The 24,174-nt window shown below is 52.6% G+C and carries 21 protein-coding genes; 13 read left to right on the top strand and 8 right to left on the bottom strand.

Annotated features, from left to right (window positions below; all coding sequences use genetic code 11):
• Positions 1–76 precede the first annotated feature (76 nt).
• A complete protein-coding gene (gene trpS / locus HBA93_RS01770) occupies positions 77–1,144 on the top strand; it encodes a tryptophan--tRNA ligase (protein ID WP_221722112.1) in 1,068 nt (355 codons plus the stop codon).
• Positions 1,145–1,205: 61 nt separating this feature from the next.
• Here the strand turns inward: trpS and HBA93_RS01775 are convergent, their stop codons facing one another.
• Positions 1,206–1,952, bottom strand: a complete 747-nt coding sequence (locus HBA93_RS01775) for a class I SAM-dependent methyltransferase (RefSeq protein WP_221722113.1) — start codon at positions 1,950–1,952, stop codon at positions 1,206–1,208.
• A gap of 298 nt (positions 1,953–2,250) precedes the next feature.
• Between HBA93_RS01775 and HBA93_RS01780 the strand changes: the two genes are divergently transcribed.
• Both HBA93_RS01780 and HBA93_RS01785 read left to right on the top strand, forming a co-directional pair.
• Entirely contained in the window at positions 2,251–2,742 is a 492-nt protein-coding gene (locus HBA93_RS01780) for a universal stress protein (protein ID WP_121992271.1), read from the top strand.
• Positions 2,743–2,830: 88 nt separating this feature from the next.
• Complete coding sequence (locus tag HBA93_RS01785; protein WP_121991973.1) at positions 2,831–3,397, top strand: NifU family protein; 567 nt, start codon at positions 2,831–2,833, stop codon at positions 3,395–3,397.
• 75 nt (positions 3,398–3,472) lie between these two features.
• Here the strand turns inward: HBA93_RS01785 and HBA93_RS01790 are convergent, their stop codons facing one another.
• Positions 3,473–4,093 carry a L,D-transpeptidase gene (locus HBA93_RS01790; protein WP_221722115.1) on the bottom strand — a complete coding sequence of 207 codons (621 nt, stop codon included), beginning with the start codon at positions 4,091–4,093 and terminating at the stop codon, positions 3,473–3,475.
• A 142-nt stretch (positions 4,094–4,235) separates the two neighbouring features.
• Between HBA93_RS01790 and HBA93_RS01795 the strand changes: the two genes are divergently transcribed.
• A complete protein-coding gene (locus HBA93_RS01795) occupies positions 4,236–4,742 on the top strand; it encodes an MmcB family DNA repair protein (RefSeq protein ID WP_122094065.1) in 507 nt (168 codons plus the stop codon).
• Positions 4,743–4,746: 4 nt separating this feature from the next.
• Here the strand turns inward: HBA93_RS01795 and HBA93_RS01800 are convergent, their stop codons facing one another.
• The 3 genes from HBA93_RS01800 to hrpB all read right to left on the bottom strand — a co-directional run bounded on the left by HBA93_RS01800 (position 4,747) and on the right by hrpB (position 9,547).
• The gene (locus HBA93_RS01800; RefSeq protein WP_162994448.1) at positions 4,747–5,310 is read right to left on the bottom strand and encodes an ActR/PrrA/RegA family redox response regulator transcription factor; all 564 of its coding nucleotides are present in this window, start codon (positions 5,308–5,310) and stop codon (positions 4,747–4,749) included.
• Positions 5,311–5,525: 215 nt separating this feature from the next.
• Positions 5,526–6,830 carry an ActS/PrrB/RegB family redox-sensitive histidine kinase gene (locus tag HBA93_RS01805; protein WP_221722116.1) on the bottom strand — a complete coding sequence of 435 codons (1,305 nt, stop codon included), beginning with the start codon at positions 6,828–6,830 and terminating at the stop codon, positions 5,526–5,528.
• Between the two features lie 239 nt (positions 6,831–7,069).
• The gene (gene hrpB / locus HBA93_RS01810; RefSeq protein ID WP_221722117.1) at positions 7,070–9,547 is read right to left on the bottom strand and encodes an ATP-dependent helicase HrpB; all 2,478 of its coding nucleotides are present in this window, start codon (positions 9,545–9,547) and stop codon (positions 7,070–7,072) included.
• Positions 9,548–9,697: 150 nt separating this feature from the next.
• Here hrpB and HBA93_RS01815 point away from each other — a divergent pair, with 150 nt between their 5' ends.
• Genes HBA93_RS01815 through fghA form a run of 5 tightly spaced genes read left to right on the top strand, consistent with a single transcriptional unit; the run spans position 9,698 to position 13,081 of the window.
• Entirely contained in the window at positions 9,698–9,979 is a 282-nt protein-coding gene (locus HBA93_RS01815; protein ID WP_121991978.1) for a metal/formaldehyde-sensitive transcriptional repressor, read from the top strand.
• A gap of 29 nt (positions 9,980–10,008) precedes the next feature.
• Positions 10,009–11,121, top strand: a complete 1,113-nt coding sequence (locus tag HBA93_RS01820) for an S-(hydroxymethyl)glutathione dehydrogenase/class III alcohol dehydrogenase (RefSeq protein WP_221722118.1) — start codon at positions 10,009–10,011, stop codon at positions 11,119–11,121.
• Positions 11,121–11,588 (top strand): GNAT family N-acetyltransferase, encoded by a 468-nt coding sequence (locus HBA93_RS01825; protein ID WP_221722119.1) that lies wholly within the window; start codon positions 11,121–11,123, stop codon positions 11,586–11,588. Before HBA93_RS01820 ends, HBA93_RS01825 begins: the two co-directional genes overlap by 1 nt.
• Positions 11,585–12,247, top strand: coding sequence for a DUF1345 domain-containing protein (locus HBA93_RS01830; protein ID WP_221722120.1), 663 nt, complete (start codon positions 11,585–11,587; stop codon positions 12,245–12,247). Before HBA93_RS01825 ends, HBA93_RS01830 begins: the two co-directional genes overlap by 4 nt.
• Positions 12,248–12,250: 3 nt before the next feature.
• Positions 12,251–13,081, top strand: a complete 831-nt coding sequence (fghA, locus tag HBA93_RS01835; RefSeq protein ID WP_221722121.1) for an S-formylglutathione hydrolase — start codon at positions 12,251–12,253, stop codon at positions 13,079–13,081.
• A 154-nt stretch (positions 13,082–13,235) separates the two neighbouring features.
• Here the strand turns inward: fghA and HBA93_RS01840 are convergent, their stop codons facing one another.
• On the bottom strand, positions 13,236–14,663 hold the full coding sequence (locus HBA93_RS01840) for a cytochrome P450 (RefSeq protein ID WP_221722122.1): 1,428 nt from the start codon (positions 14,661–14,663) through the stop codon (positions 13,236–13,238).
• Between the two features lie 421 nt (positions 14,664–15,084).
• On the opposite strand from HBA93_RS01840, the gene HBA93_RS01845 reads away from it, so the two are divergent.
• Positions 15,085–15,381, top strand: coding sequence for a hypothetical protein (locus HBA93_RS01845; RefSeq protein WP_221722123.1), 297 nt, complete (start codon positions 15,085–15,087; stop codon positions 15,379–15,381).
• Positions 15,382–15,453: 72 nt separating this feature from the next.
• Positions 15,454–17,148 carry a multicopper oxidase CueO gene (cueO, locus tag HBA93_RS01850; RefSeq protein ID WP_221722124.1) on the top strand — a complete coding sequence of 565 codons (1,695 nt, stop codon included), beginning with the start codon at positions 15,454–15,456 and terminating at the stop codon, positions 17,146–17,148.
• Positions 17,149–17,211: 63 nt separating this feature from the next.
• Here cueO and HBA93_RS01855 read toward each other — a convergent pair whose 3' ends face one another.
• Both HBA93_RS01855 and HBA93_RS01860 read right to left on the bottom strand, forming a co-directional pair.
• Positions 17,212–18,714, bottom strand: a complete 1,503-nt coding sequence (locus HBA93_RS01855) for an amidohydrolase family protein (RefSeq protein WP_221722125.1) — start codon at positions 18,712–18,714, stop codon at positions 17,212–17,214.
• 118 nt (positions 18,715–18,832) lie between these two features.
• Positions 18,833–20,353 carry an amidohydrolase family protein gene (locus tag HBA93_RS01860; protein WP_221722126.1) on the bottom strand — a complete coding sequence of 507 codons (1,521 nt, stop codon included), beginning with the start codon at positions 20,351–20,353 and terminating at the stop codon, positions 18,833–18,835.
• A 228-nt stretch (positions 20,354–20,581) separates the two neighbouring features.
• Here HBA93_RS01860 and HBA93_RS01865 point away from each other — a divergent pair, with 228 nt between their 5' ends.
• A complete protein-coding gene (locus tag HBA93_RS01865; protein ID WP_221722127.1) occupies positions 20,582–21,451 on the top strand; it encodes an AraC family transcriptional regulator in 870 nt (289 codons plus the stop codon).
• A 240-nt stretch (positions 21,452–21,691) separates the two neighbouring features.
• Positions 21,692–24,163, top strand: coding sequence for a DNA topoisomerase (ATP-hydrolyzing) subunit B (gene gyrB, locus HBA93_RS01870; RefSeq protein WP_221722128.1), 2,472 nt, complete (start codon positions 21,692–21,694; stop codon positions 24,161–24,163).
• The last annotated feature ends 11 nt before the right edge of the window (positions 24,164–24,174 follow it).

Consider the following 24,174-nt stretch of genomic DNA (forward strand, 5'->3'; position numbering starts at 1 on the left):
CTCTGATTATCAAACCTTACGATCTGACGATAATCACGCTCGACCGGCTCTCCACCAGCTTCAGGATTTACCAAGAATGAACACCTTCAAAGAACGCATTTTCTCCGGCGCACAACCAACCGGCAATCTTCACCTCGGCAATTATCTTGGCGCATTGAAGCGCTGGGTCGCCTTGCAGGACAATAAGGATTGCATCTATTGCGTCGTTGATATGCATGCGCTGACAATCAATCCGGATCCTGTGGAACTTTTAAATTCCACGCGTGAAATCACCGCCGCCTATCTGGCTGCCGGTCTTGATCCGAAAAAGAGCATTGTCTTTAATCAGAGCCGTGTGATGCAGCATGCGGAACTTGCATGGGTGTTCAACTGTATTGCACGTATCGGCTGGATGAACCGTATGACGCAGTTCAAGGACAAAGCCGGTAAGGATCGCGAAAATGCCTCGCTCGGTCTGCTGGCCTATCCGAGCCTGATGGCTGCTGACATTCTGCTCTACCGTGCCACCGCCGTGCCGGTTGGCGATGACCAGAAACAGCATCTCGAACTGACACGCGACATTGCGCAGAAATTCAACAATGACTATTCCGACCGCATTGCCTCGCTCGGCATCGGCGTGGAAATGGCCGTTGGTGATGAAACTGTATCGGGCTTTTTCCCGATCACAGAGCCGCTGATTTCCGGCCCTGCAATGCGCATCATGTCGCTGCGTGACGGCACCAAGAAAATGTCGAAATCCGATCCGTCGGATCTGTCACGTATCAATCTGATTGATGATGAAGAAACCATCACCAAGAAGATCCGCAAAGCTAAAACGGATGCCGATGCCATTCCTTCAGAAGTTGAAGGGCTGGAAGGTCGTCCGGAAGCAGATAATCTGATCGGTATCTTCGCGGCTCTGACCAACACGGATAAAGCAGCCGTATTGCGTGATTTCGGCGGCAAGCAGTTCTCTGAGTTCAAAGCATCGCTTGCAGAACTCGCAGTCTCGCAGCTTTCACCAATCACACATGAAATGCGTCGCTTAGTAGCCGATCCGGCTTATATTGACAGTGTTCTGCGTGATGGCGGCGAACGCGCTGCCGTGATCGCGGAAGAAACCATGCACAATGTGCGTGATATTGTCGGCTTTCTGCAGAAGTAACAGAGCCTAAACCGAAAATTAAAAAGGCAGGGAATTTCCTGCCTTTTTTGTTGTCTTCTATCTATTGTGCTTCAAAAGTCAGCGTATCGGCAGAAGCGGTGACAGCTGCGCCCGATTGATAGTCACCAAAGATTTTGATTTGCGTAAAGCCTGCTTCACGCAGTGCCAGTTCCAGCTCGAACATCCCCCACCAGCGCAAGCTGAATAATTCCATCTCTGTTGTCACCTGTTGCGTATCGCGCCACAGTTCATAGCGCAGCTGCGATGTTACAACCTGTTTGACGTAGTCCGTTGCGGTGCGCATTTCCTGCAAGGTCAGCAAATCCTCGCCATCCTGCCAGTGACGCGCACGCGGTGCATGGTCCATAAAACCACCTGTAACAGAAATATCCAGTAGCAATTTGCCGTTTGGTGCCAGCGCCTCTTTGCTGCGTCGCAGGAAACTCATTGCATCAACAACATCGGTCAACAGCTGAAAAGAACCGGCTGGCAGCACAATAGCCGCGAATTTCTCCGCATAACGGAATGTCGTAAAACCCTGCTCACTCAGTTCAGCTTCCACACCATGTTGCGTGCAATTCGCTTTGCATAAAGCAAGCATTTCAGGAGACAGATCAAAACCGCTGACGTTGTGCCCTGCCTGTGCCAGCGGCACCAGTATACGGCCATTGCCGGTTGCCGGTTCCAGCACCGGCCCTGTGACGGTTTTCAGGCGTTCGAGATAGAATTCCACGTCACCGAAAGAGCGCCCGACCGGTTTGTCCAGCTCGTAAACACGCGAGGCCAGCTTGCCATAAGTCTTCGTCATTTTGAATTTTGCCTTGTCCGTAGCGAGCATAGACCGGCTTTGAAGCCGCAAACTCTGCCGCACATAAAAAATCATTCCGTTACACAGCAATGTGAAACGGCAAAAAATGCAGGACGATAGCTTTTCTTTTCAAACACGAAACACCTTTAAAAACAAGGCAAAAGCAGTTTCTATATCTTTCCCTTCTTATTTCTCCGGATCAGAACGGATATTTAACTCCGGCCAATGTGCTAATTTTTCCCGTCGCCACAAAATTGTCATCTTGCAGTCTCGTGCATTGAGTGGCAAATTCCCGCGCATGGTTTCAAAACGTCTTAGCCGGGAAGCCGGCCACCGCCGTAAATTTCTTGTTTCAATCGATGAAACGCCCGAATGCGGGCGTGCGGTTGCCTATGCCTCACGCCGTGTACGCAATACCGGCGGCGCATTGGTGCTGCTGTTCGTCATCGACCCGTCAGATTTCCAGCAATTTCTAGGTGTTGGTAATATTATGCGCGCCGAGGCACTGGAACGGGCACAGACAGCACTGAATAAATATGCGACGCAATTACGTGAACAATACGGCATTGAGCCTGAGCTGATTGTGCGTGAAGGGCAGACTGCAGAAGAAATTCACGGTCTGATTGAAGAGGATCAGGATATTGCCATTCTGGTACTGGCTGCCGGTTCGGGCAAAGAAGGTCCGGGACCGCTGGTACAGTCCATTGCAGGACGCGGCGCATCCTTCCCTGTTCCGGTTACGGTCATTCCGTCAGATCTTTCTGATGATGACATTGATGCGGTCGCCTGAAACAACTATATTAAGAGCAATCACGCAACTCTGTGGTCATGGTTGCCGTATTTTCTTTACAGCCCTCATTTAACACGGGAGAACTTCAATGTTCATCCAGACTGAAGCCACACCTAATCCGGCGACCCTGAAATTCCTGCCGGGTAAAGTGGTTATGCCGGAAGGCACTGCTGATTTCCGCGATGCGGACAGCGCCGCCAGTACCTCGCCTCTCGCCGCTAAACTCTTTGCAGTTCCGGGCGTGAATGGCGTATTCTTCGGTTATGATTTCATCACTGTCAGCAAAGACGGTGCGGAATGGCAGCATCTCAAACCGGCCATCCTCGGTACGATCATGGAACATATGATGTCCGGTGCACCGGTCATGGCATCAGAACAGTCCAAAGGTCACGATCATACAGAAGGTGAATTCTTCGCTGACGCTGATGCGGAAATCGTTGAAACCATCAAAGAACTGATTGAAACCCGCGTGCGCCCAGCTGTGGCACAAGACGGCGGCGACATCACATTCCGTGGTTTTGAACACGGTGTTGTTTATTTGCATATGAAGGGCGCATGCTCCGGCTGCCCGTCTTCAACAGCAACATTGAAACACGGTATTCAGAATCTGCTGAAACATTTCGTTCCGGAAGTCCTGCAGGTCGAAGCAATTTGATATTTTAAATGTCTTCATCAAATAAAAAAACGCGGCTTAAAAGCCGCGTTTTTTTATTATCTCTGCCATGCCAGATTACAGCACAACAACCTTGGCACCAACGCCGGCACGGTCATACAAATCCATAATATCCTGATTAATCAGACGGATGCAGCCGGAAGACACGTTCTTGCCGATGGACCACCATTCCGGCGTACCATGGAGACGATAGCCGCTGTCGCGTCCGCCTTTATACAAATACAGCGCACGGGCGCCCAGCGGATTATTCAAACCAGGCTGCATACCACCGGCATATTTTGCCAGTTCCGGCTGGCGCTTAATCATTGGCGCCGGCGGTGTCCATGTCGGCCATTCACGCTTCATGGCAACCTTGGCATTGCCCTTCCACTGAAAGCCCTCACGGCCAACACCGATACCATAACGCATCGCTTTACCATCCGGCTCGACATGGTATAAAAACTTGTTTTGCGTATCGACGACAATTGTACCGGGCGCTTCTGTCGTTTCATATTTAACCTGCTGGCGGCGATATTCCGGTGCGATTTTCTGAACAGGGACAGTCGGCAGCACATAGGCTGCATCTGCAACACTGGAATAGGATGCCGTACTGGTCTGAAAAGGTGAGGTTGTCGAACAACCGGCCAGCGCCATTGTCAAAACAAAACCCGTGGCAGAGAGTGCATTTCTGTATACCATTTTTCCCCTCAGAAAACCGTAATGACAGTCAACATTTGTTGGGAATAAGTTAACCGCTGATTCTTAATCAACCATTAACCATGATTATCTTTTATAAAATACGTTAGCCAAGATAAACCGGAACTTATACTGACAGAGAAACATGCCAATCATCTCACCTTTTCAACAACATCCACTCAGTGACGGCCGTCAGTCTGAACTGGCATTACTGGTGCGGCGCGGTGTACAGCGCCTGTGCCTTGATCTGAATATTCATGTTTTGCCGGAAGTCTCCTTACGTTCCGGCAGACGGGCCGACCTGATCGGACTGACACGCAAAGGTGAAATCTGGATTATTGAAATCAAATCTTCCGTCGAGGACTGGAAAGCCGATCAGAAATGGCCGGATTACCGCAATTATTGCGACCGGTTATTTTTTGCTACCCATGCACAGGTGCCGCGCGAAATCTTTCCGGAAGATTGCGGTTTTATACTCTCGGACGGCTATGGCGGGGAAATTCTGCGCGATGCACCGGAGCACAAACTGGCACCGGCCACACGAAAGGCTCTGACATTACAGCTGGCACGGATTGGCGCTAACCGGCTGACGCTCGCGGAAATGGCAGGCGTCTCGATGCCGACTGATGAACCAGCCGGCACGGTATCATAACAAATTAGCGCGGAGCGCGCTTGGCCAGAATGCGCTGCAAAGTACGGCGATGCATATTCAAACGACGTGCGGTTTCAGAAACATTGCGCTCGCACATTTCATAAACACGCTGAATATGTTCCCAGCGCACACGATCTGCCGACATCGGATTTTCCGGCGGTGCAATCTTCTCACCGTCACGACGTGTAAGCGCTGCAAAGACTTCATCCGCATCCGCAGGCTTGGAAAGATAATCAATCGCACCGATTTTAACGGCATTCACAGCCGTGGCAATATTTCCGTAACCGGTCAGCACAATGGCGCGGGTATCTTCACGCTTGGCACGGATCGCCTCAATAATGTCCAGACCGTTACCGTCTCCGAGGCGCATATCAACAACGGCATAGGCCGGAGCTGCCAGCCTCACCGCAGCAATGCCCTCCTCAACGGAGTCTGCTGTTGTTACTGTAAAACCACGGCTTTCCATAGCACGCGCAAGCCGTTGCAAAAACGGTTTGTCGTCATCAACCAGAAGAAGCGAAGGATCACTGCCGATGGCAAGGTGATCATCCTGATTCATATCATCCATCAGGTATTCCTTACTCGTCTTTTGTCTTTTTACTTATTGCTGCGCCTGCGTCAAAAAGTCAAATATGCAATGTAACTATTCATGTAAAACGACCAAATTCATAGCATTTCACAAAGATTTTATTCAAAATATGGCTGTGAAGACCACAGTTTCAAATACTGAAAAACGAATCTTTCAGTCTCAGACACTCTGCTTCGTTCTAAGAAGAATCGGATTTATGCTGTCAGTGCCTGCCGCGACCAGACAATCGTAATTTCTGCACCGCTTTGACCGGGTTCAGGACGGTTGGCAAAGGAGATATGCGCACCGGAACGCTCCAGCAATGTTTTGGCAATGAACAGCCCCAACCCCAATCCGCCACCATTGCGCTCATCGCTGCGGCGCGACATATAAGGTTCACCGATCCTGTCCAGCATATCCACTGAAAAGCCTTTGCCGTCATCACGGATCGTGATGCGCACTGAATTCTCGTCCCAACCCCAGATCACCTGTGTCTCGGTTTTGGCAAAATCCACGGCATTCTCGATCAGATTGCCCAGACCATAAATTACCCCCGGATTGCGTCGGACAACCGGCTCGGTAACCAGTGCTTTAGGGTCAGGCTTTTTCTCAACATCAATCTGAATACCAAAATTGCGGTGTGGCGCGATCACCTCTTCAATCAGTGAAGACAATGCCAGCTTTGACATATGCTCTTCGCCTTCTGAAGACAGGCTGGTGAGGCGTTGCAAAATTTCGCGGCAACGCTGTGCCTGCGAAGACAACAGCTGGATATCTTCTGCATAACGGTCATCATTTTTCAGAGCGCGCTGCATCTCTTTCACCACCAGTGTGATGGTCGCCAGCGGCGTACCCAGCTCATGGGCGGCAGCGGCGGCAAGACCATCCAGCGCTGACAAATGCTGTTCGCGCTGCAACACCAGTTCGGTAGCGCTCAAAGCATCACCCAGCTGACGCGCTTCTTCAGCGATACGATAGACATAGATACCACTGAAAATCAGTGTAGACGCGATGGCACACCAGACGCCGATGACAAACATCAGCGGTAATTCCAGGGTCACACCACTATACCAAGGCAGAGGCAAGTGCCACACCACCAGAACACTGGCGCAAGCAATGGTCATCAAACCAAGTAACAAGATGCTACGCACCGACAATGCAGTTGCAGCAATAATCACCGGCACGACCAAGAGCACGGCAAACGGATTTTGCAAACCACCGGTCAGATATAGCAGGCCGGTGAGCTGCAGAATATCAAAGGCCAAGACCAGCAAAACCGTACGCAAATCCAGACGATGATTGAGCTGATAACGGAAAGACAGAAACAGATTGAGCCATGCTGATACGGCAATCAGCGCAAAACTGATTCCGAGCGGAAAAACAAATTTCAGAGACAGAGAAACGAACAAAACGGCTGCGGTCTGGCCGGTAATGGCAAACCAGCGCACACGCACCAATGTTGTCAGACGCAGGCGACGGGAAAGCGACGAGGCCCGGTTAATCAGATCACCATTTGCCATTCAGTCTTTCCCCGTAAATTATCGCGCATAAAATGCCTTATGCGGCAAAATCACAGCACACGCAAGTTAATCTGCGCCATCCTGCCGCAGGTTAAATCAGCATATCGCCTACGTCATATTTTGGTTATGGCGAGTCGAAAATGGTGCTCTGCGAGAACCGGAGCGGAATGTACATTTAGGTACATGAGCACCGGAAGCGGAGAAGAGTGCCATTTGCAGCCCGCCAAAGCCGAAATATCTCACGTGCCCCGTGGTTTGGCACGCCGAGTTGGATCAGCCTCGGCGGGATTTTCCGGCCAGACATGGCGCGGATAACGGCCGCGCATATCAGTGCGCACATCTGCCCATGAACCTTTCCAGAAATTCGGCAGGTCGCGGGTGATCTGGATTGGCCTGTGTGCCGGAGACAACAATTCCAGCAGCAGCGGCACCGTATCGCGGGCAATAGAAGGATGCGTCGTTAAACCGAACAATTCCTGCACCCTCACGGCGATTACCGGTTCATCACCCTCATAATTAATCGCGATATTGGAGCCGGTCGGCACCGTAAAATGTGTTGGTGCCAAAGTATCAATCTGCCGTTGCAGATCAAACGGCACGAGAGAGCGCAGGCCATTCATCAGGGCAGACTGGCTGATCTTATCGAGCCGTGCCTCACCGGTCAGGAACGGCAGTAACCAGTCTTCCAATGTTACCAGCAGGTGCTCGTCATCCATAGACGGCCATGGCTCACCAAGCCCGCGATAAAGCCAGCCAAGACGGCGGCGCAGCGTCAAAGCTGACTTGTCCCAAGGCAGAGTATCCAAACCATATTGGCCCACCGCCTGAACAACGCCCAGATCGGCGGCCTCTCCTGATGGTGCCGCCAGATTTTTCTCCGACAGGGTTATTGCCCCCAGTCGCACCGCCTCACGGGCACGCAAAGCTTTGCGTTCAGGGTCGTAAATAACCTGCTGTCCCCTTTCGATCTGGCTTGCCAGACTTTCGCGGATATCCTCCTCACTGACCTCAGCGGCAGAGAGAATACGCTGCGCCCCTGCCCGTCCGGTCAGATCAGCCACCACCAGCCACGATACACGCGACAAATGCTGGCTGGCATCCAGCTCACCACCACGCCCATTGGCCAGAATAAACTGACCGCCATTGCCACGCGCTTTGGCCACGCGGTCCGGATAGGCATCCAGCAGCAGGCGGCCAGCATGGGCATCTTCTTTGCTTTGCGCATTGGCTGCCGGTAAATCTTTAATCAGTGAGCGTGCCAGTCCCCGTGCCTTTTGTGCACGGTCACCGCGATCACGGCGAAAGCGGGAAAGCCGCGCATCGAGATCAACCTCATTGCCGCCAAGCCCCCGCTCGGTCATCAGCACGGCAAGCTCTGCCGCCTGCAAAGCCTCGCCACGATTAGCCGCCTCTGCCACCATATGCGCAAGCCGCACCGGCAAAGCCAGCTTCCTAATCTGCTCACCGGAAGCCGTCAGCCGTCCGTCATCATCCAGTGCGCCCAGCCGTTTCAGCAAGGTAGCCGCTTCTTTCAGACTGGCTGCTGAGGGCTGATCCAGCAGCCGCAAATCGCTGACATTTTGCACGCCCCATGCCGCACAATCGAGCAGCAGCGACGACAAATCAGCTTCCAGAATTTCCGGCCCGGTAAAGCGCGGCAGCGAGGAAGTTTGCCCCTCATGCCAGAGCCGGATCGCTATACCCGATTGAGTTCGTCCCGCACGACCTGCTCGCTGGGTAATCGCCGCCTGTGATACGCGCACGGTTTCCAGCCGCGTCAGACCGGTTGCCGGTTCAAAACGCGGCTGACGCGACAGACCGCTGTCGATCACCACCCGCACACCATCAATAGTAATCGAGGTTTCGGCAATCGAAGTCGCCAGCACCACTTTGCGCGTGCCTTGCCGAGCAGGTTTGATCGCCGCATCCTGATCGCGCCCGTCCATTGCGCCATATAACGGGCAGAGCATCACATGCTCGCCGACACGCCCCTCAAGAGCGCGGACTGTGCGCTCAATCTCGCCCTGACCGGGCAAAAAACACAGCAAACTGCCCTGTTCATCCGCCAGAACGGCGCGGATTGTCCGCGCCATAGCATCTTCAATCCGCTCATCGGTTTTGCGCTCCTGATAACGGATTTCAACCGGAAAACTGCGGCCTTCACTCTCCACAACCGGCGCATTATCGAGCAGTTCCGCTACCCGCGCACCGTCAAGTGTTGCCGACATCACCAGAATTTTGAGATCGGGACGCAAGGCTCCCTGCACATCCAGCGCCAGTGCCAATCCAAAATCAGCATCCAGACTGCGCTCATGAAATTCGTCAAACAGCACCGCACTGATACCGGACAATTCCGGATCATCGAGGATCATGCGGGCGAACACGCCTTCTGTCACCACCAGAATTTGCGTCTGTGCATTATAGCGACTGTCGAGGCGCATCCGGTAACCGACCGTTTTACCAACCTCTTCGCTCAACAGACGTGCCATTTGTGTGGCTGCGGCACGTGCTGCCAGTCTGCGCGGTTCCAGCACAATAATCCGCCCGTCCTTCCGCCAGTCTGCATGCAACAAATGCAACGGCACTAAAGTCGTCTTACCCGCACCGGGCGGCGCAACCAGAACGGCAGAGCCACCAGCCTGCAAGGCATGATCCAGTTGCGGCAGCGCCTCACGGACAGGCAAAAGCGGAAGGGATGAAACGGACTGCTGAGGCAAAGACAACGCACCTGATAAATGATTCTGATTGCTGCGAACTATAAACAGCCGCAATCTGCTTTACTATTCTTGAGGAGCAGAGATGGCACATCAATTGACATACTCCCCCATAGTATATATTTTCACCACCATATTCATCGGTAGAAAACCATGCCCCACTCACCGGAAGCCAAGAAACGCGTCATGACACGCCTGCGCCGCATCAAAGGTCAGGCGGAGGCACTTGAACGCGCCGTTGAGGAAGGTACGGAATGCGGTGCGCTTTTACAGCAGCTTGCCGCCATGCGCGGCGCCGCTACCGGCCTGATGGCTGAAGTGCTGGAAAGCCATTTAAAAGAGACCTTCCAACAGCCGCAGAAAGCTCTGACACCGGCTGAAATGGATACAGAAATCGACCAGCTTATGCGGATCATCCGCTCTTATCTGAAATAAAAGACTACTGACTTAAGAGGAACAAAGCCATGAAATCGCGCGCAGCCGTTGCCTGGGAGGCCAATAAGCCCCTCACTATTGAAACAATCGAAATCGGTGGTCCGAAGCCAGGTGAAGTGCTGGTGGAAATCATGGCAACGGGTGTATGCCACACCGACGCCTATACGCTGTCCGGCCTTGATTCCGAAGGCAAGTTTCCGGCCATTCTCGGCCATGAAGGCGCAGGCATTGTGCGCGAAGTCGGCGCAGGCGTCACCACGCTGCGTCCGGGCGACCATGTGATCCCGCTTTACACACCGGAATGCCGTTCGTGCAAAACCTGTCTGTCGCAGCGCTCCAATCTCTGCACCTCGATCCGCGCAACGCAGGGTCAGGGTTTGATGCCGGACCGTACCTCGCGCTTCTCCTGTGACGGTGGAGAAATCTTTCATTATATGGGCTGCTCGACCTTCTCAAACTTCACCGTTCTGCCGGAAATCGCGCTGGCCAAAGTGCGTGAAGATGCTCCTTTCGACAAGATCTGCTACATCGGCTGCGGTGTCACCACCGGCATCGGCGCTGTGATCTATACCGCAAAAGTGCGTCCAGGCTCCAATGTTGTGGTGTTCGGCCTCGGCGGTATTGGTCTCAATGTTATTCAGGGTGCCCGCATGGTTGGCGCAGATAAGATTATCGGCGTTGATATCAATCCGGCCAAAGCGGAAATGGCGAAAAAATTCGGTATGACCGACTTCATCAATCCGCGTGAAATCGGCAATGACAAAGTGGTGCAAGCCATTCAGGACCTGACTGACGGCGGTGCCGACTATTCCTTTGATGCTACCGGCAATACGGATGTGATGCGTCAGGCACTGGAATGCACCCATCGTGGCTGGGGCGAAAGCATCATTATCGGCGTGGCCGAAGCTGGCAAAGAAATCGCCACCCGTCCGTTCCAGCTGGTCACCGGCCGCGTCTGGAAAGGTACAGCATTCGGCGGCGCACGCGGCCGCACCGATGTGCCAAAAATCGTTGACTGGTACATGGACGGCAAGATCAATATTGATGATCTGATCACCCATAAAATGCCGCTTGATGAGATCAACACCGCTTTTGATCTGATGCATGAAGGCAAGTCGATCCGCTCGGTGATTACATTCTGATGACACAATTTGCTTCCCGCTGGAACGAAATCGACGATCTGACACCGCGCGCACTCTATGCGATGCTGAAACTGCGCATGGATGTGTTCATCGTCGAGCAGAATTGCGCTTTTGCAGAAATTGACGGCAAGGATATCGGCGCATTTCACTTAAGCATTCTTGATGGTGAGGAGCTCGCGGCGACGCTGCGGGTTCTTCCACCGGAAGAGAATGAAGCAGTGAAGATCGGCCGCGTTGTGGTGGCGCCAAACTATCGGGGCTACAAACTCGGTCAGCGTCTGATGCAGGAAGCTGTTGATTTTGCGCAAGCACGTTTTCCTGACCAGCCGATTGAGCTTGGCGGACAAAGCCATTTGCAGAAATTCTACGGTTCTTTTGGTTTTATAGCCATTTCCGAAGAATATCTGGAAGACGGTATTCCGCATATTGATATGCGTCTGGAACCGGCAAACGGAGCTGGCACATGAATTTTCTGCTGCGCCGTCATATGTCCTTTTATATTGCAGCAGTATGCGGCGCAGCAGTCTTTCTGATCTGCCGGACTTTCTCCCTTTCACCGGCACCGGTAATTGCGGTCAATTGTTTCTTCATTCTCTATCTGCTGATGACTTTCAGGGCATTGCCGCATTTAAGTGCAGCTTATTTGAAGAAACATGCTGCAAGCACTGACGAGCCGGTCTGGATTATTTTTCTGGTCACTTTTGCGACTGTGGTTTCCTCCATCACCTCGCTGTTCATCCTGATAAATCAGCAGCAGCAACAGCATGATCTGTTCACATTTGCTGCGACACTGGCCGCGGTGCCGCTTGGCTGGTTTACCATTCATATGATGACAGCGCTGCATTATGCCCATCTGTACTGGGAGCCGGATCAGGATAAATCCAATAGCGGGAACTCAGGGCGACCCCATAAAGGCGGATTTGAATTTCCGAACACGCCGGAGCCCTCCGGTTATGACTTTGCCTATTTCGCTTACGTAATAGGCATGACCGCACAAACCTCCGATACCAGCGTCACGACACCGGCCATGCGCAAGGTCGTTCTGCTGCACAGTATCGTCTCCTTTTTCTTCAATACCGTACTTGTGGCTGCGGCGGTCAATGTCGCTGTGGCTCTGGGGAGTTAGTTCATGGAAATCATTTCAAAAGCAAAAGTCTTCGGCGGCACTCAGGGCGTCTATCGTCATAAAAGTGAGGCCTGCCAGTGCGATATGACTTTTGCTTTGTTTCTGCCGCCGCAGGCAGAACACGCGCCCGTACCTGTTCTCTGGTATCTCTCCGGCCTGACCTGCACGCATCAGAATGTGATGGATAAAGGCGAATATCGCCGCCTTGCTGCCGAGCTTGGCATTGCTATTCTCTGCCCTGATACCAGCCCGCGCGGTGATGATGTGCCGGACGAACCGGATAACTGGCAGTTTGGTAAAGGTGCCGGTTTCTATCTCGATGCCACAGAAGCACCCTTTGCCAAAAACTATCAGATGTACAGTTATATTACGGAAGAACTGACCGAACTGGTGGCTAAAGAATTTCCGCTGGATATGTCCCGTCAGGCGATCACCGGTCACTCCATGGGCGGTCATGGCGCGATCACCATTGCGCTGAAAAATCCTGAACGCTTCAAATCTGTTTCGGCCTTTGCACCGATTGCCCAGCCCTCCACTGCCGGATGGTCAAAGCCAGCCTTTGAGAAATATCTCGGAAACAATCAGAGCGCATGGCGCGCTTATGATACAACTGCGCTGATTGAAGACGGCCACCGGATTGAGAGCCTGCTGATTGATCAGGGGACTTCGGACAGTTTTCTTGATGATGGTCTGCGCCCGTGGTTGCTGGAAGAGGCCTGCGCCAAGGCCGCCATCCCACTGACGCTGAATATGCGGGAAGGCTATGACCATTCCTATTATTTCATCTCAACCTTTATAGATGAGCACCTGCGCTGGCACGCCGCCCGCCTGTGATGTTTCGGGTTTGACGGGCTGCAAAAGCCTTACAGCGGTCCCAGTTAAGACTGAATCGTTGGAACCGCTGTAACTATTTGTTTTTACGCATTATCCGACGCAAAATCGGTTCCCACTTTTGCTGGAAATGCTATAATGTATGCGGCGCTGAAACTCAGCGCGGCGTCACCTTCATCAGCAGGCCGTTTTTAGGCTGAGTGGTCAGTTTCTGTACCGGCCATGGTTTTGCATCGCCCACCATGTCAAAACGATGTTGGGACAACAGAACCGCGAGAGCAATCACCGCCTCCTGCATGGCAAAACTGCCGCCGATACAGACACGCGGCCCCGCACCGAATGGCAGATACTGAAAACGGTCGATTTTATCGCGGTTTTGCGGATGGAACCGCGCCGAAATAAAAGCCTCCGGATTGTCCCAGTATTTCCGGTGCCGGTGGATTGTCCACGGCATCACAATGACTGCTGTACCGGACGGAATTTTCAGATCACCAAACTGATCATCCGCAAGTGCCTCCCGATTGATTGAAGGTGCAGGCGGATAAAGCCGCATCGCTTCCTCGAAAGCGGCGCGTGTCAGCGGCAGTTTTTCCAGCCATTGATGCGGCGGCAAATCCTTGCCTCTATCATTCATGAATGCATCAATTTCTGCCTCAACAACAGCCCGTTCCTGCGCATCCTGCGCCAGCAAATAAAGCGTCCAGCCCAGTGCCCGTGCGGTTGTTTCATGCCCTGCACCGATAAAGGTAATCAGATTATCCTCAATCTCATCCCGCGACAGACCATCAGGTTTGTCGGGTGAGGTTTCTGCCTGCAATAACAGCGTCAGGAAATCACTTGGCACGGCTTCACCGCGATCCATCCGCTCTTTGCGCAGCTGAATGGTCTGCGCAACTATCGAGCGGAAAAAGCCGAGGGAACGGCGGCCACGCAATTGTGTCAGGCGGGGCAGCCAGTCCGGCGCACCAAGCAGGTCAAACGGATCAACCCGCCCCATCGTTTCAAACAGGCGGTCTGTCTGTCGGGCGAACTCCTTCGGATCACCGGCAATCTCGCCGGAAAACAATGTCTCTGCCAGAATATCATAGGTCAGCAGGGTCATATCCCGTGATACATCCGTTACAGTTCCGGCAATCTGATAGCGCGTGGTAAAGTCCTGTACGCTTTTCAGCATGGCATTGGCAAAACCATGAATATGGCGCGGCGTGAAAACCGGCGCCATAGCCTTGCGTGAACGCCGCCATGTGGAGCCTTCGGCGGTCAGCAATCCGTCACGCAGGATAGGGCGCAACACGCGCTGACGGATGGTGCCCATCGGATAATTTTGCGGATTTTCCACCAAAACATGACGGATCAGCGCCGGATCATTGGCGATAATCGTATGCATACCAAGCCAGTTTACCTCAACCCACGGTTCATTATAGGACGGCTCGCCCCAAAGCTCTAAAGGATTGCGATAGACAATCCGCATCAGCTCCAGCCGCCCGACCGGATCTTTACGCGGAACCGGTGCCGGTGGCACAAAGGGATGCTTTGCCGGAATTGCACCGGTATTTGAAAATGAAGATTGTAGTAATTCAGTCATGATGCCATCCTGAAAATGTTTCATCATGCTGTTCTGGTATCAGTCTTGTGCCCCCAAACGCATGTCACAGTTAAATATTTTTATTTAACGTCCGAGAACATGCGTCACTCAAGAATCCAGAGCGGACATAGCAAATAGAATACAAAGGCTCTGGTGGCACCGGAAACAGCGACTACCCCAAACAGATATAGGAAAGACAATAAGGCAAAACAGCGACTTGTTAAATTTTGCCGTAATTATCTGACATGAAATTTAAAAGGCGCACTGGTCAAGGCTGTTCCGCCTGCCTATATGTGCTGTTAACTCCAGAGAAATATGAAAGCCCGCTTCCGTGTCATCCGCAATTAACATCATCAGGCTGCCTTACCGGCTTATGCTGTTTTTGCTTGCATTTATGATGCTGCAGTTCTGTGCCTTTCAGATGTCTGCACAGGCTTACACACCTGTTATGCCGCTTGCAGCCGATATTACGCATGTTGCGCCGACGCATGAAACAACGGATCACGGGCAGCACAATAAAGCGTCGGAATCCGGTCAGCATCACAGCACCAAAGGCATGGCCTGCGCGGTCAGCGGCTGTGTTGTGCCTGTTCCGGTGGCACCGGTTATGGCACAAATTGATGCCTTTCCGCGCACACTCAGTGCGCCCTATATGCAGGCTCTGCATGGACTGCCACCTGCTCTTTCCGATCGCCCTCCGATCTCTGTTTTTGCCTGAAAATCAAATTTCCTGACGCACAAATCATTCGTGCGGAGGACAGCTATTTTCTGACATAAATGGAGTATTCCGATGAAAATCATCAATCGTCGTCAAGCTTTAATGTTCGGCCTCGGCGGTATGTCTGCTGTTGCGCTGCCAGCTTTGCACCTCAATCGCGCCAGTGCACAAGGCGCACATGACATGCACAACATGGCACCTGTCTCAGCCAATAAGGCTACAGGTGTAAAACTGCCCCATCCTGCCCTTTTACAGCCGGATAATAACGGTCTGGTTAAGCTGAAGATCGCTAAAGGCCGTCATAGTTTTCAGGCAGGCAGCAGTGCCGCTTCCGCCGGTATTAACGGCAATTATTTCGGGCCGGTTGTACGCCTGCAGAATAAATCGCATGTGCGCTTTGCCGTTGAAAATGCCATGGATGAAGTGACAACCCTGCATTGGCACGGGCTGATGATCCCGTCTGATATGGATGGTGGCCCGCATAATGTGATTAATGCGGGCGCTGTATGGCAGCCGGAATTTGACATCAATCAACCGGCATCATTCAACTGGTTTCATCCGCATACGCATATGGAAACTGCCCGTCAGGCACATATGGGGGCAGCCGGTCTATTGCATGTCAGCGATGGTGGTGACCGTGAACGCGGCCTGCCGGATACATTCGGCACTGACGATCTGTTTCTGGTATTTCAGGATCGCCGCGTCATTGACGGTGACAATGTCTATGCGCCGGACTTTATGGATTTGATGCATGGTTTCCGCGGCCAATATCTGACTGTGAACGGTGCCATTGCACCAATCGCAACTGTGCCGCAGAGCATTGTGCGTCTGCGTCTGCTCAATGCTTCCAATTCGCGCAATTATCACTTCCGTTTCAGCGATGGCCGGATGATGCACGCGATCGCTTCCGATGGCGGCTTCCTCGCCAAACCTGTAGCCGTGGATATTCTGACCATTGCACCGGGGGAACGTTATGAAGTGCTGGTCGATTTCTCCAATGGTCTGACGGCGGACTTTACCAGCCTGCCTGATGACGGCTCCGGCAGAACACCGAAACTGAGTGATGCACAAAGCCTTGAACATCTGATGCGCTTTGAAGTGAGTGATGGTCTGAAGGCCGATGTGATGAAACTTGTTTCCGCATTGGAAGAACCGGCTGCCGCCGATCCGGCCAAGTCTGTCAAAACCCGTTCTTTCGTCTTTGATGAAAACATGGCCGGCAATATGGCCATGATGCGCAAGAAAATGATGGGCGGCGAAAGTTCCCCAATGGGACAGATGGACCATAGTAAAATGGATCACAGCCAGATGGGGCAGATGCAAATGCCTCAACCATCTAAAATGCAGGAAATGATGTCCGGTGCGATGGATCATGGCGAACATTCTGCACGTTCGGCTGACCAGATGGGACCATCCCTGACAGCCGCCACCTCCGGCATTACCATGTCGATTGCCGACAAGCCTTTTGACATGAGCCGCGTGGATGTGGAAGCCAAACTCGGCTCTATGGAAATCTGGAAACTGAAGGCCGTTGAAATGGGGCATCCGTTCCATATTCACGGTGCGAATTTCCGTGTGCTCTCCAAGAACGGTCAGGCAGCACCGGATTATCAGCAAGGCTGGAAAGATACTGTGCTGGTCGACGGAGAAGCCGAACTGCTGGTTCACTTCAAAGCAGAAGGTAAACGCTCACATCCGTTCATGTTCCACTGCCATGTGCTGGAACATGAAGATGTCGGCATGATGGGACAGTTTGTGACTGTCTGACCTGTGATGACCTGATCAATATGGCCTCCCCGCAAAACATTACTCTTGCGGGGAGGTTTTATTTTATTCAGTCAGATTAATCGTCTGTGCCAATGAGAAAACGCGCTGCTGAACTTCAGCGGTTTGTCTCTGTGCTGCCACCCAGTCCACACCCGCCATAATACCATTGCGCTTCACTGCACGACCTGCTGCCCACACACTATCGATATCCTGCATAGCTGCAAAATTGAGCACGCGATCCGCCAGTGTGCCAAGATTGGCAAAGCCCATCCGGTCTGTGCGCAACAATACCAGATCTGCCCGCTTACCCACAGTGACAGAGCCGGTCACATCTCCCAATCCAAGCGACCTTGCGCCACTAATTGTTGCAAATTCCAGCACATCGGTTGACGTGTAATTATTCGCAATGGCTGAGCCGTCTTCTGTCTTATATAGAATCCAGAAGGCTGATCGGGCATGTTCAAAATAATCCTGCAACATGGCAATCGCTGCATCCAGCCCGATACCGGTATCCACCCCGTGCGCACGCGCACGACCATGCAGGCTTGGCGTATCATAGGTAAATTCACCCAGTGTCGTTGAGCAGAGTTTTGAACCGGCTGCCTTCATCATCAGCAGTTCTTCATCTGTCACATCATTACCATGTGAAATATGATAATCCGGCCCCAGCAAGCCCGCCTCATGAAGATCGCGTATACCGCGCAAAACCGGTGGTTTAGGCTCCGGAAAAGTCTGGTTCATATGTTGTGTCAGAATGGCAGCCTGCAATTCGCGGCAGCGTTTAAACTCCTCAGCCGCCTGCGCAACACTCTGCGTACCGACAGATCCGGTCAGGCCGATACCAAACCGCAATACTCCGTCTGGATCGGAGAAATACCGGTCACGCAGCAGCTCCGCTTGTTTATAATGACGCTCGTCCGGCGGCCCGTCACGATCAGCGCGTGCCTGTGCCAGCGGATAGGTATCGCCGGGGCCGTAATGCGGTGACTGCCGCATCTGATAACAGAAATAGCCACCGACACCGGAATCTTTCAGCCCACGCGCTGCCGCATCCTCAATCTCATTGCCATTGGTGGCATGCATATGATCCAGCACCGTGGTAACGCCGGAATCCAGACAGACAAGCCCGCCGATATAGCAGGAGAAATACATATCCTCCGGCGTAAAACACAAACCGTATTTCAGGTTATTCTCGCGGTCATAATGGCGGTAAAGCTTTGAGCCTTTGACAATCTGACCGGCTTCAGCCGTTTGCCAGACATGGCGATGCCCGTCGACCATACCCGGCATCAGGATCATACCGGCGGCATCAACAACCTCGGCATTATCGTGCTTGATATCCTTATCAATGGCGATGATTTTTCCGTCGGCAATCAACACATCCGTGGCTGTTAATTCGCCAAGTTTTGCGTCCATTGTCAGAATATCTGCACCTTTAATCAATGTCGGCGTGACAGATTTTGCACTGGCAGCAACACTTTGCGCCGCCTGCAAAGGCAGACCGCTGGCAGCAACTGCTGCACCGGCTGCACTGAGTTTGAGAAACTCTTTGCGTGTTAGTTCCATAAACGGGTTCCCCTTGTTCCGGTAAGCCTGACACCGCATCTGCGCAATGATGAAACATCTGATGCAGGCATGAGCGCGACCGGCCGAAAATGACGGATTGCATTCAATTCCGAAGATTTCAGGTAAAATTAATAGTGGCGGCATCGCGCACGATCCGCGCCTGTGCCTCACGCATGTCTTTCTTCAGCTTGTCCCAGTCCACATTCAGCATTTTGCCGTTTTGCTTACGCAATGTGCCGCGTACCCACACACTGTCGACATCCGACAAATTGGCAAAACTGAACACACGATCTGCCAGAGTTCCGGCAAGGGCTAAACCGTAACGGCTGGTGCTCAGCAAAACGAGATCAGCCTGTTTTCCAACACTGATTGTGCCGGTCGTATCGCCCATACGAATAGCTTTAGCACCGGAATTGGTGGCAAAATCCAGCAAGTCTGTTGGTTCATATTCACGGGCAATGCGGGCATATTCCTCTGAACGCTGCATATTCCACAAAGCAGCGCGCACATGCTCGAAATAATCCTGTGTCAGTGCCAGATTGACATCGATGCCAATACCGGACGGCAGCCCCATTTTACGGGCTTTCCCATGTATGGCCGGCTCCACATAGGGGAACTCCCCCATCACCGTGGCGCATAACATACCGCCTGTATCGCGCAGCATGATGATCTCTTCATCCGTCATCTGCACACCGTGGGACACATGAATCTCGGGCCCGAGCAAACCGGCTTTATACAAATCCGAAATATTGCGATAAATCCCCTCCGGCGGCACCGGATTTTGCTTGTGAATATGCAAAGCAATCAGGAAAGGTTCCAGCGCACGGGCACGGTCAAATTCCGTTTTCGTCTGCCGCATTGTATGGCGCCCCAGCCCGTTGCTGGATGCAATACCGAAACGGATCAGACTATCGCTGGAAGAAAATAGCTCATCGCGCAGCATTCTGGCCGTTTCATAATGCTCTTCCGTCGGCGGTGCGAGGCGCTGTGCAGACGCTTCCGCAAGCGAGATTGTATCACCGGGCCCATAGGTCGTAGAATGGGCGATCTGGTAACAAAAAACACCACCGACACCGGATTCGATCAGCCCGCGTGCACCGGCAAATGCTTTTTCACGATTATGCTGTCCATGCGCATAATCCACCACACTGGTCACACCGGAATCAATCGCCAGCAGGCCACCTACATAACCCGCCAGATGGAAATCTTCCGGCGTCATGCAAACAACCGTACGCTCTTTCCATGTCTGATAATGATCATATTTAGCCGCATGGGTTTTCACCAGCATGCCCGCATTCATGATTTGCCAGACATGACGATGTCCGTCGATCATGCCAGGCATCAGAATTTTTCCGGTCGCATCAATGACTTCGGCATCATCAACTTTCATGCCTTTGGCAATGGCGGCGATTTTACCGTCTTTGATAAGAACATCCATGCCGGTCAATTCACCAAGCTTCGTGTCCATTGTCAGAATATCCGCATTGCGGATTAATGTGGCGCGTGACGGTTGCGGATTATGCGTCTTTTTTGCTTCAGCAGGTTTTGCCGGTGATGCAGCAGCGCTGCCACCGGTGGCAGCAGCTGTTGCCAGACCGGCTATACCGAGCCGGAACAGCTCTTTACGGGTTATCGTCATCCCTTATAGTCCTCCCGATCATTCAGAAAAGACCGCAGCACAACGCATATATGTAAAAATCCTGACGGAGTTTATTGTTGTCCGCGGTCATCGCGGTGTACTATCTGACGATATGAGGGAATGAAGCGAGTTGTTCTGCTATTGCGAAACGGACATTCGATTGCGCTAACAGGACACATAAAAAACACTCACCCTATCGGGAACAGCGAATAAAACGGGAGAAGGGCCTTGCAGACAACGGATAATGTTGCGGCGGGCGATGCTATATGTTTTGCGCCGCTTGTGCGTAATTTCAGCCGCGGTTTGGTGATTGAAGATCATATGCATCCGTTCGGGCAATTGCTCTATGCAAATTCCGGCATAGTCAGCGTTATCACCAGACACGGCAATTTCATTATTCCGTCCCATCGCGCCATGTGGCTGCCTCCCTATTGCGCCCATGAGGTCAGAATGCTGACCGACGTCAATATTACATCCCTGCTTTTGCAAAGTGATGCCGAACTCGAAACTCTGGATTGCCGCGTCATTGAAATGCCGGCTCTCATGCGTGCTTTGCTGGTAGAAACGCTGGGCTTTAATCAGGCACAGCGCAACATCAAACGCGAGCAGGCAATCCTGCAATTGTTGCGCGGGGAAATTGCCGCAGCACAACGCGTCTCCTGTACTGTGCCTATGCCTTCCGGTGATAAACTGACCCTGCTGTGCAAAGAAATCATGCATGATTTGTCACAAACTCTTTCTCTCGCCCAGCTTGCAGACAAAGCTGCCAGTACACCACGTACCATCGCCCGCCAGTTTCAGAGCGAACTCGGCATGAGTTATCGTCACTGGCTGGAAACAGTACGGTTTAATTATGCCTGCGCACAACTGGAGCGCGGCACTGCGGCAAAAATCGTGGCCGCTGATCTTGGTTATACGCCCAGTGCTTTCTCGAATATGATGAAACGCTTTCAGCAGCGCTTAAAACAAGAGCGTATCAAGAACCCCAATGATACGATTTTTGCTGATCTGCCGCCATTTGAGTGGATTACAAGACCCGTGGCCGAGCCGCAAACCGGTAACGACAAACGCTGGCAGAAAAAGACCGCGGGCGTTTAATTTTTTACTCTTATTTTCTCCCGCCCCTAAAAGCAGGTTTTCATCACAAAAGCTGGTAATTATGCCGATTTTTCGCGGTAAAATTTGGTAAATCGGCTCTCAGCGACTATATTAAAGATACCATTTTAGCCTGATTCGTTTCAGCACTTTCCGGCCTGTTCCGGTAAGCCGAAATATATAATCAGCCAAATTTTTTACCGGACGGCATAAGCCCTACGGCAACGCTAACGAAAGTCTTTCATGAGCGAGACCACTGAAAATCCTCACGGCGAGAACCTTTCCGCAGATATCAATGCGACTAATCCTGAATATGGCGCGGATTCCATCCGCGTTCTGAAAGGGCTTGATGCGGTGCGCAAGCGCCCGGGCATGTATATCGGCGATACGGATGACGGCTCCGGCCTGCACCACATGGTTTACGAGGTGGTGGATAACGCGATTGACGAAGCGCTGGCCGGTCATGCGACACTGGTTACCGTAACATTGAATGCCGACGGTTCCTGCACCGTAACCGATAACGGCCGCGGTATTCCGACTGATATCCATAAAGAGGAAGGCGTTTCTGCCGCTGAGGTTATCATGACCCAGCTGCACGCAGGCGGTAAATTCGACCAGAACTCCTATAAGGTTTCCGGTGGTCTGCACGGTGTGGGCGTCTCCGTGGTGAACGCGCTTTCCATCTGGCTGAAGCTTAAAATCCGTCGCGCCGGTAAAATTCATGAAATGAGCTTTACCCATGGTGTGGCTGATGCACCGCTGGTGGAAACCGGTAATGCGGGCGATGAAACCGGTACGGAAGTGAGCTTCCTGCCATCGCCGGACACTTTCACCATGGTTGAATTCAGCTATGAAACACTGGAACGTCGTCTGCGCGAACTGGCTTTCCTGAATTCCGGCGTGCGCATCAAGCTGGCCGATAAACGCCATGCGGATGTGATTGAGCAGGTTCTGCATTATGACGGTGGTCTGCAGGAATTTGTCAAATATCTCGACCAGTCTAAAAAAGCACTGCTGGAAGACCCGATCTATATTATCAGCGAAAAAGACGGCATGACTGTGGAAGTCGCCATGTGGTGGAACGACACCTATCATGAGCGCGTGCTGTGCTTTACCAACAATATTCCGCAGCGCGACGGCGGCACGCATCTTGCCGGTTTCCGCGGGGCACTGACACGTCAGATGACCGGTTATGCGGAAAGCTCGGGTACGACCAAAAAAGAGAAAGTCAATCTGACAGGCGATGATTGCCGTGAAGGTCTGACAGCGGTGCTTTCCGTTAAAGTACCGGATCCGAAATTCTCATCCCAGACCAAAGACAAGCTGGTGTCTTCGGAAGTTCGTCCTGTTGTGGAAAGCCTCGTCAATGAAGCGCTGGCAACATGGCTGGAAGAACATCCAAGTGAAGCCAAGGTGCTGATGTCCAAAGTTGTGGAAGCGGCGGCTGCGCGTGAAGCAGCGCGTAAAGCCCGCGATCTGACCCGTCGTAAAGGTGCGCTCGACATCACCTCCCTGCCGGGCAAGCTGGCAGACTGTCAGGAACGTGATCCGGCCAAATCTGAAATCTTCATCGTTGAGGGTGACTCCGCTGGCGGCTCTGCCAAGGGCGGACGTTCGCGTCAAAATCAGGCTATTCTGCCGTTGCGCGGTAAGATCCTCAATGTGGAGCGCGCCCGTTTTGACCGTATGCTCTCCTCCGACCAGATCGGTACGCTGATCACTGCGCTCGGCACCTCGATCGGCAAGGACGAGACCAGCGGTTTCAATCCGGAAAAGCTGCGCTACCACAAAATCATTATCATGACGGATGCTGACGTCGACGGCGCTCACATTCGCACATTGCTGCTCACATTCTTCTTCCGTCAGATGCCGGAGCTGATTGAGCGCGGCCACATCTATATTGCGCAGCCGCCGCTCTACAAAGTGACACGCGGTAAGTCTTCGCAATATATCAAGAACGAAGCTGCCTTTGAGGACTTCCTCATTGAAACCGGCCTCGAAGAAGCAACTCTGGAACTCGGCAATGGTGAAGTCCGTGCCAGTGCCGATCTGCTGTCGATCATCAATGATGCCCGCAATCTGCGTACAGTGCTGAACGGTCTGCATACACGCTATGACCGTGCAGTGATCGAACAGGCTGTGATTGCCGGTGCGATGAATGTGGAAGCGTCCAACGATCCGGCGAAAGCACAGGCTCTGGCCGATGCTGTCGCCAAACGCCTCGACATGATCGCCGAGGATATGGAACGCGGCTGGAGCGGCACCTATTCACCGGAAGAAGGTTTCCGCTTTGAACGCATGTTGCGCGGCGTAAAAGATACCGCGATTATCGACATGGCGCTGCTTGGTTCTGCCGATGCCCGTCAGCTGGATCGTTTCAGCGAACGTCTGCATGAGGTTTATTCCACGCCGCCGGCTCTGCGCCGCAAAGATAAGAGCGAAACCATTTCCGGTGCGCTTCAGCTTCTGGAAGCAGTTTTCGCAACCGGTCGCAAAGGCCTGTCGCTGCAGCGCTATAAAGGTCTTGGCGAAATGAATGCCGAGCAGCTTTGGGAAACGACACTGGATCCGAATGCACGCTCGCTGCTGCAGGTAAAAGTGACCGATGCAACCAGCGCCGATGCTCTGTTCTCGCGCCTGATGGGTGACGAAGTGGAACCACGCCGCGAGTTCATTCAGGACAATGCGCTTAGCGTTGCCAATCTGGACGTTTAATCCATTTTGCA

It is taken from the genome of Ochrobactrum sp. SFR4, assembly GCF_019730395.1.
Classification (GTDB): domain Bacteria; phylum Pseudomonadota; class Alphaproteobacteria; order Rhizobiales; family Rhizobiaceae; genus Pseudochrobactrum.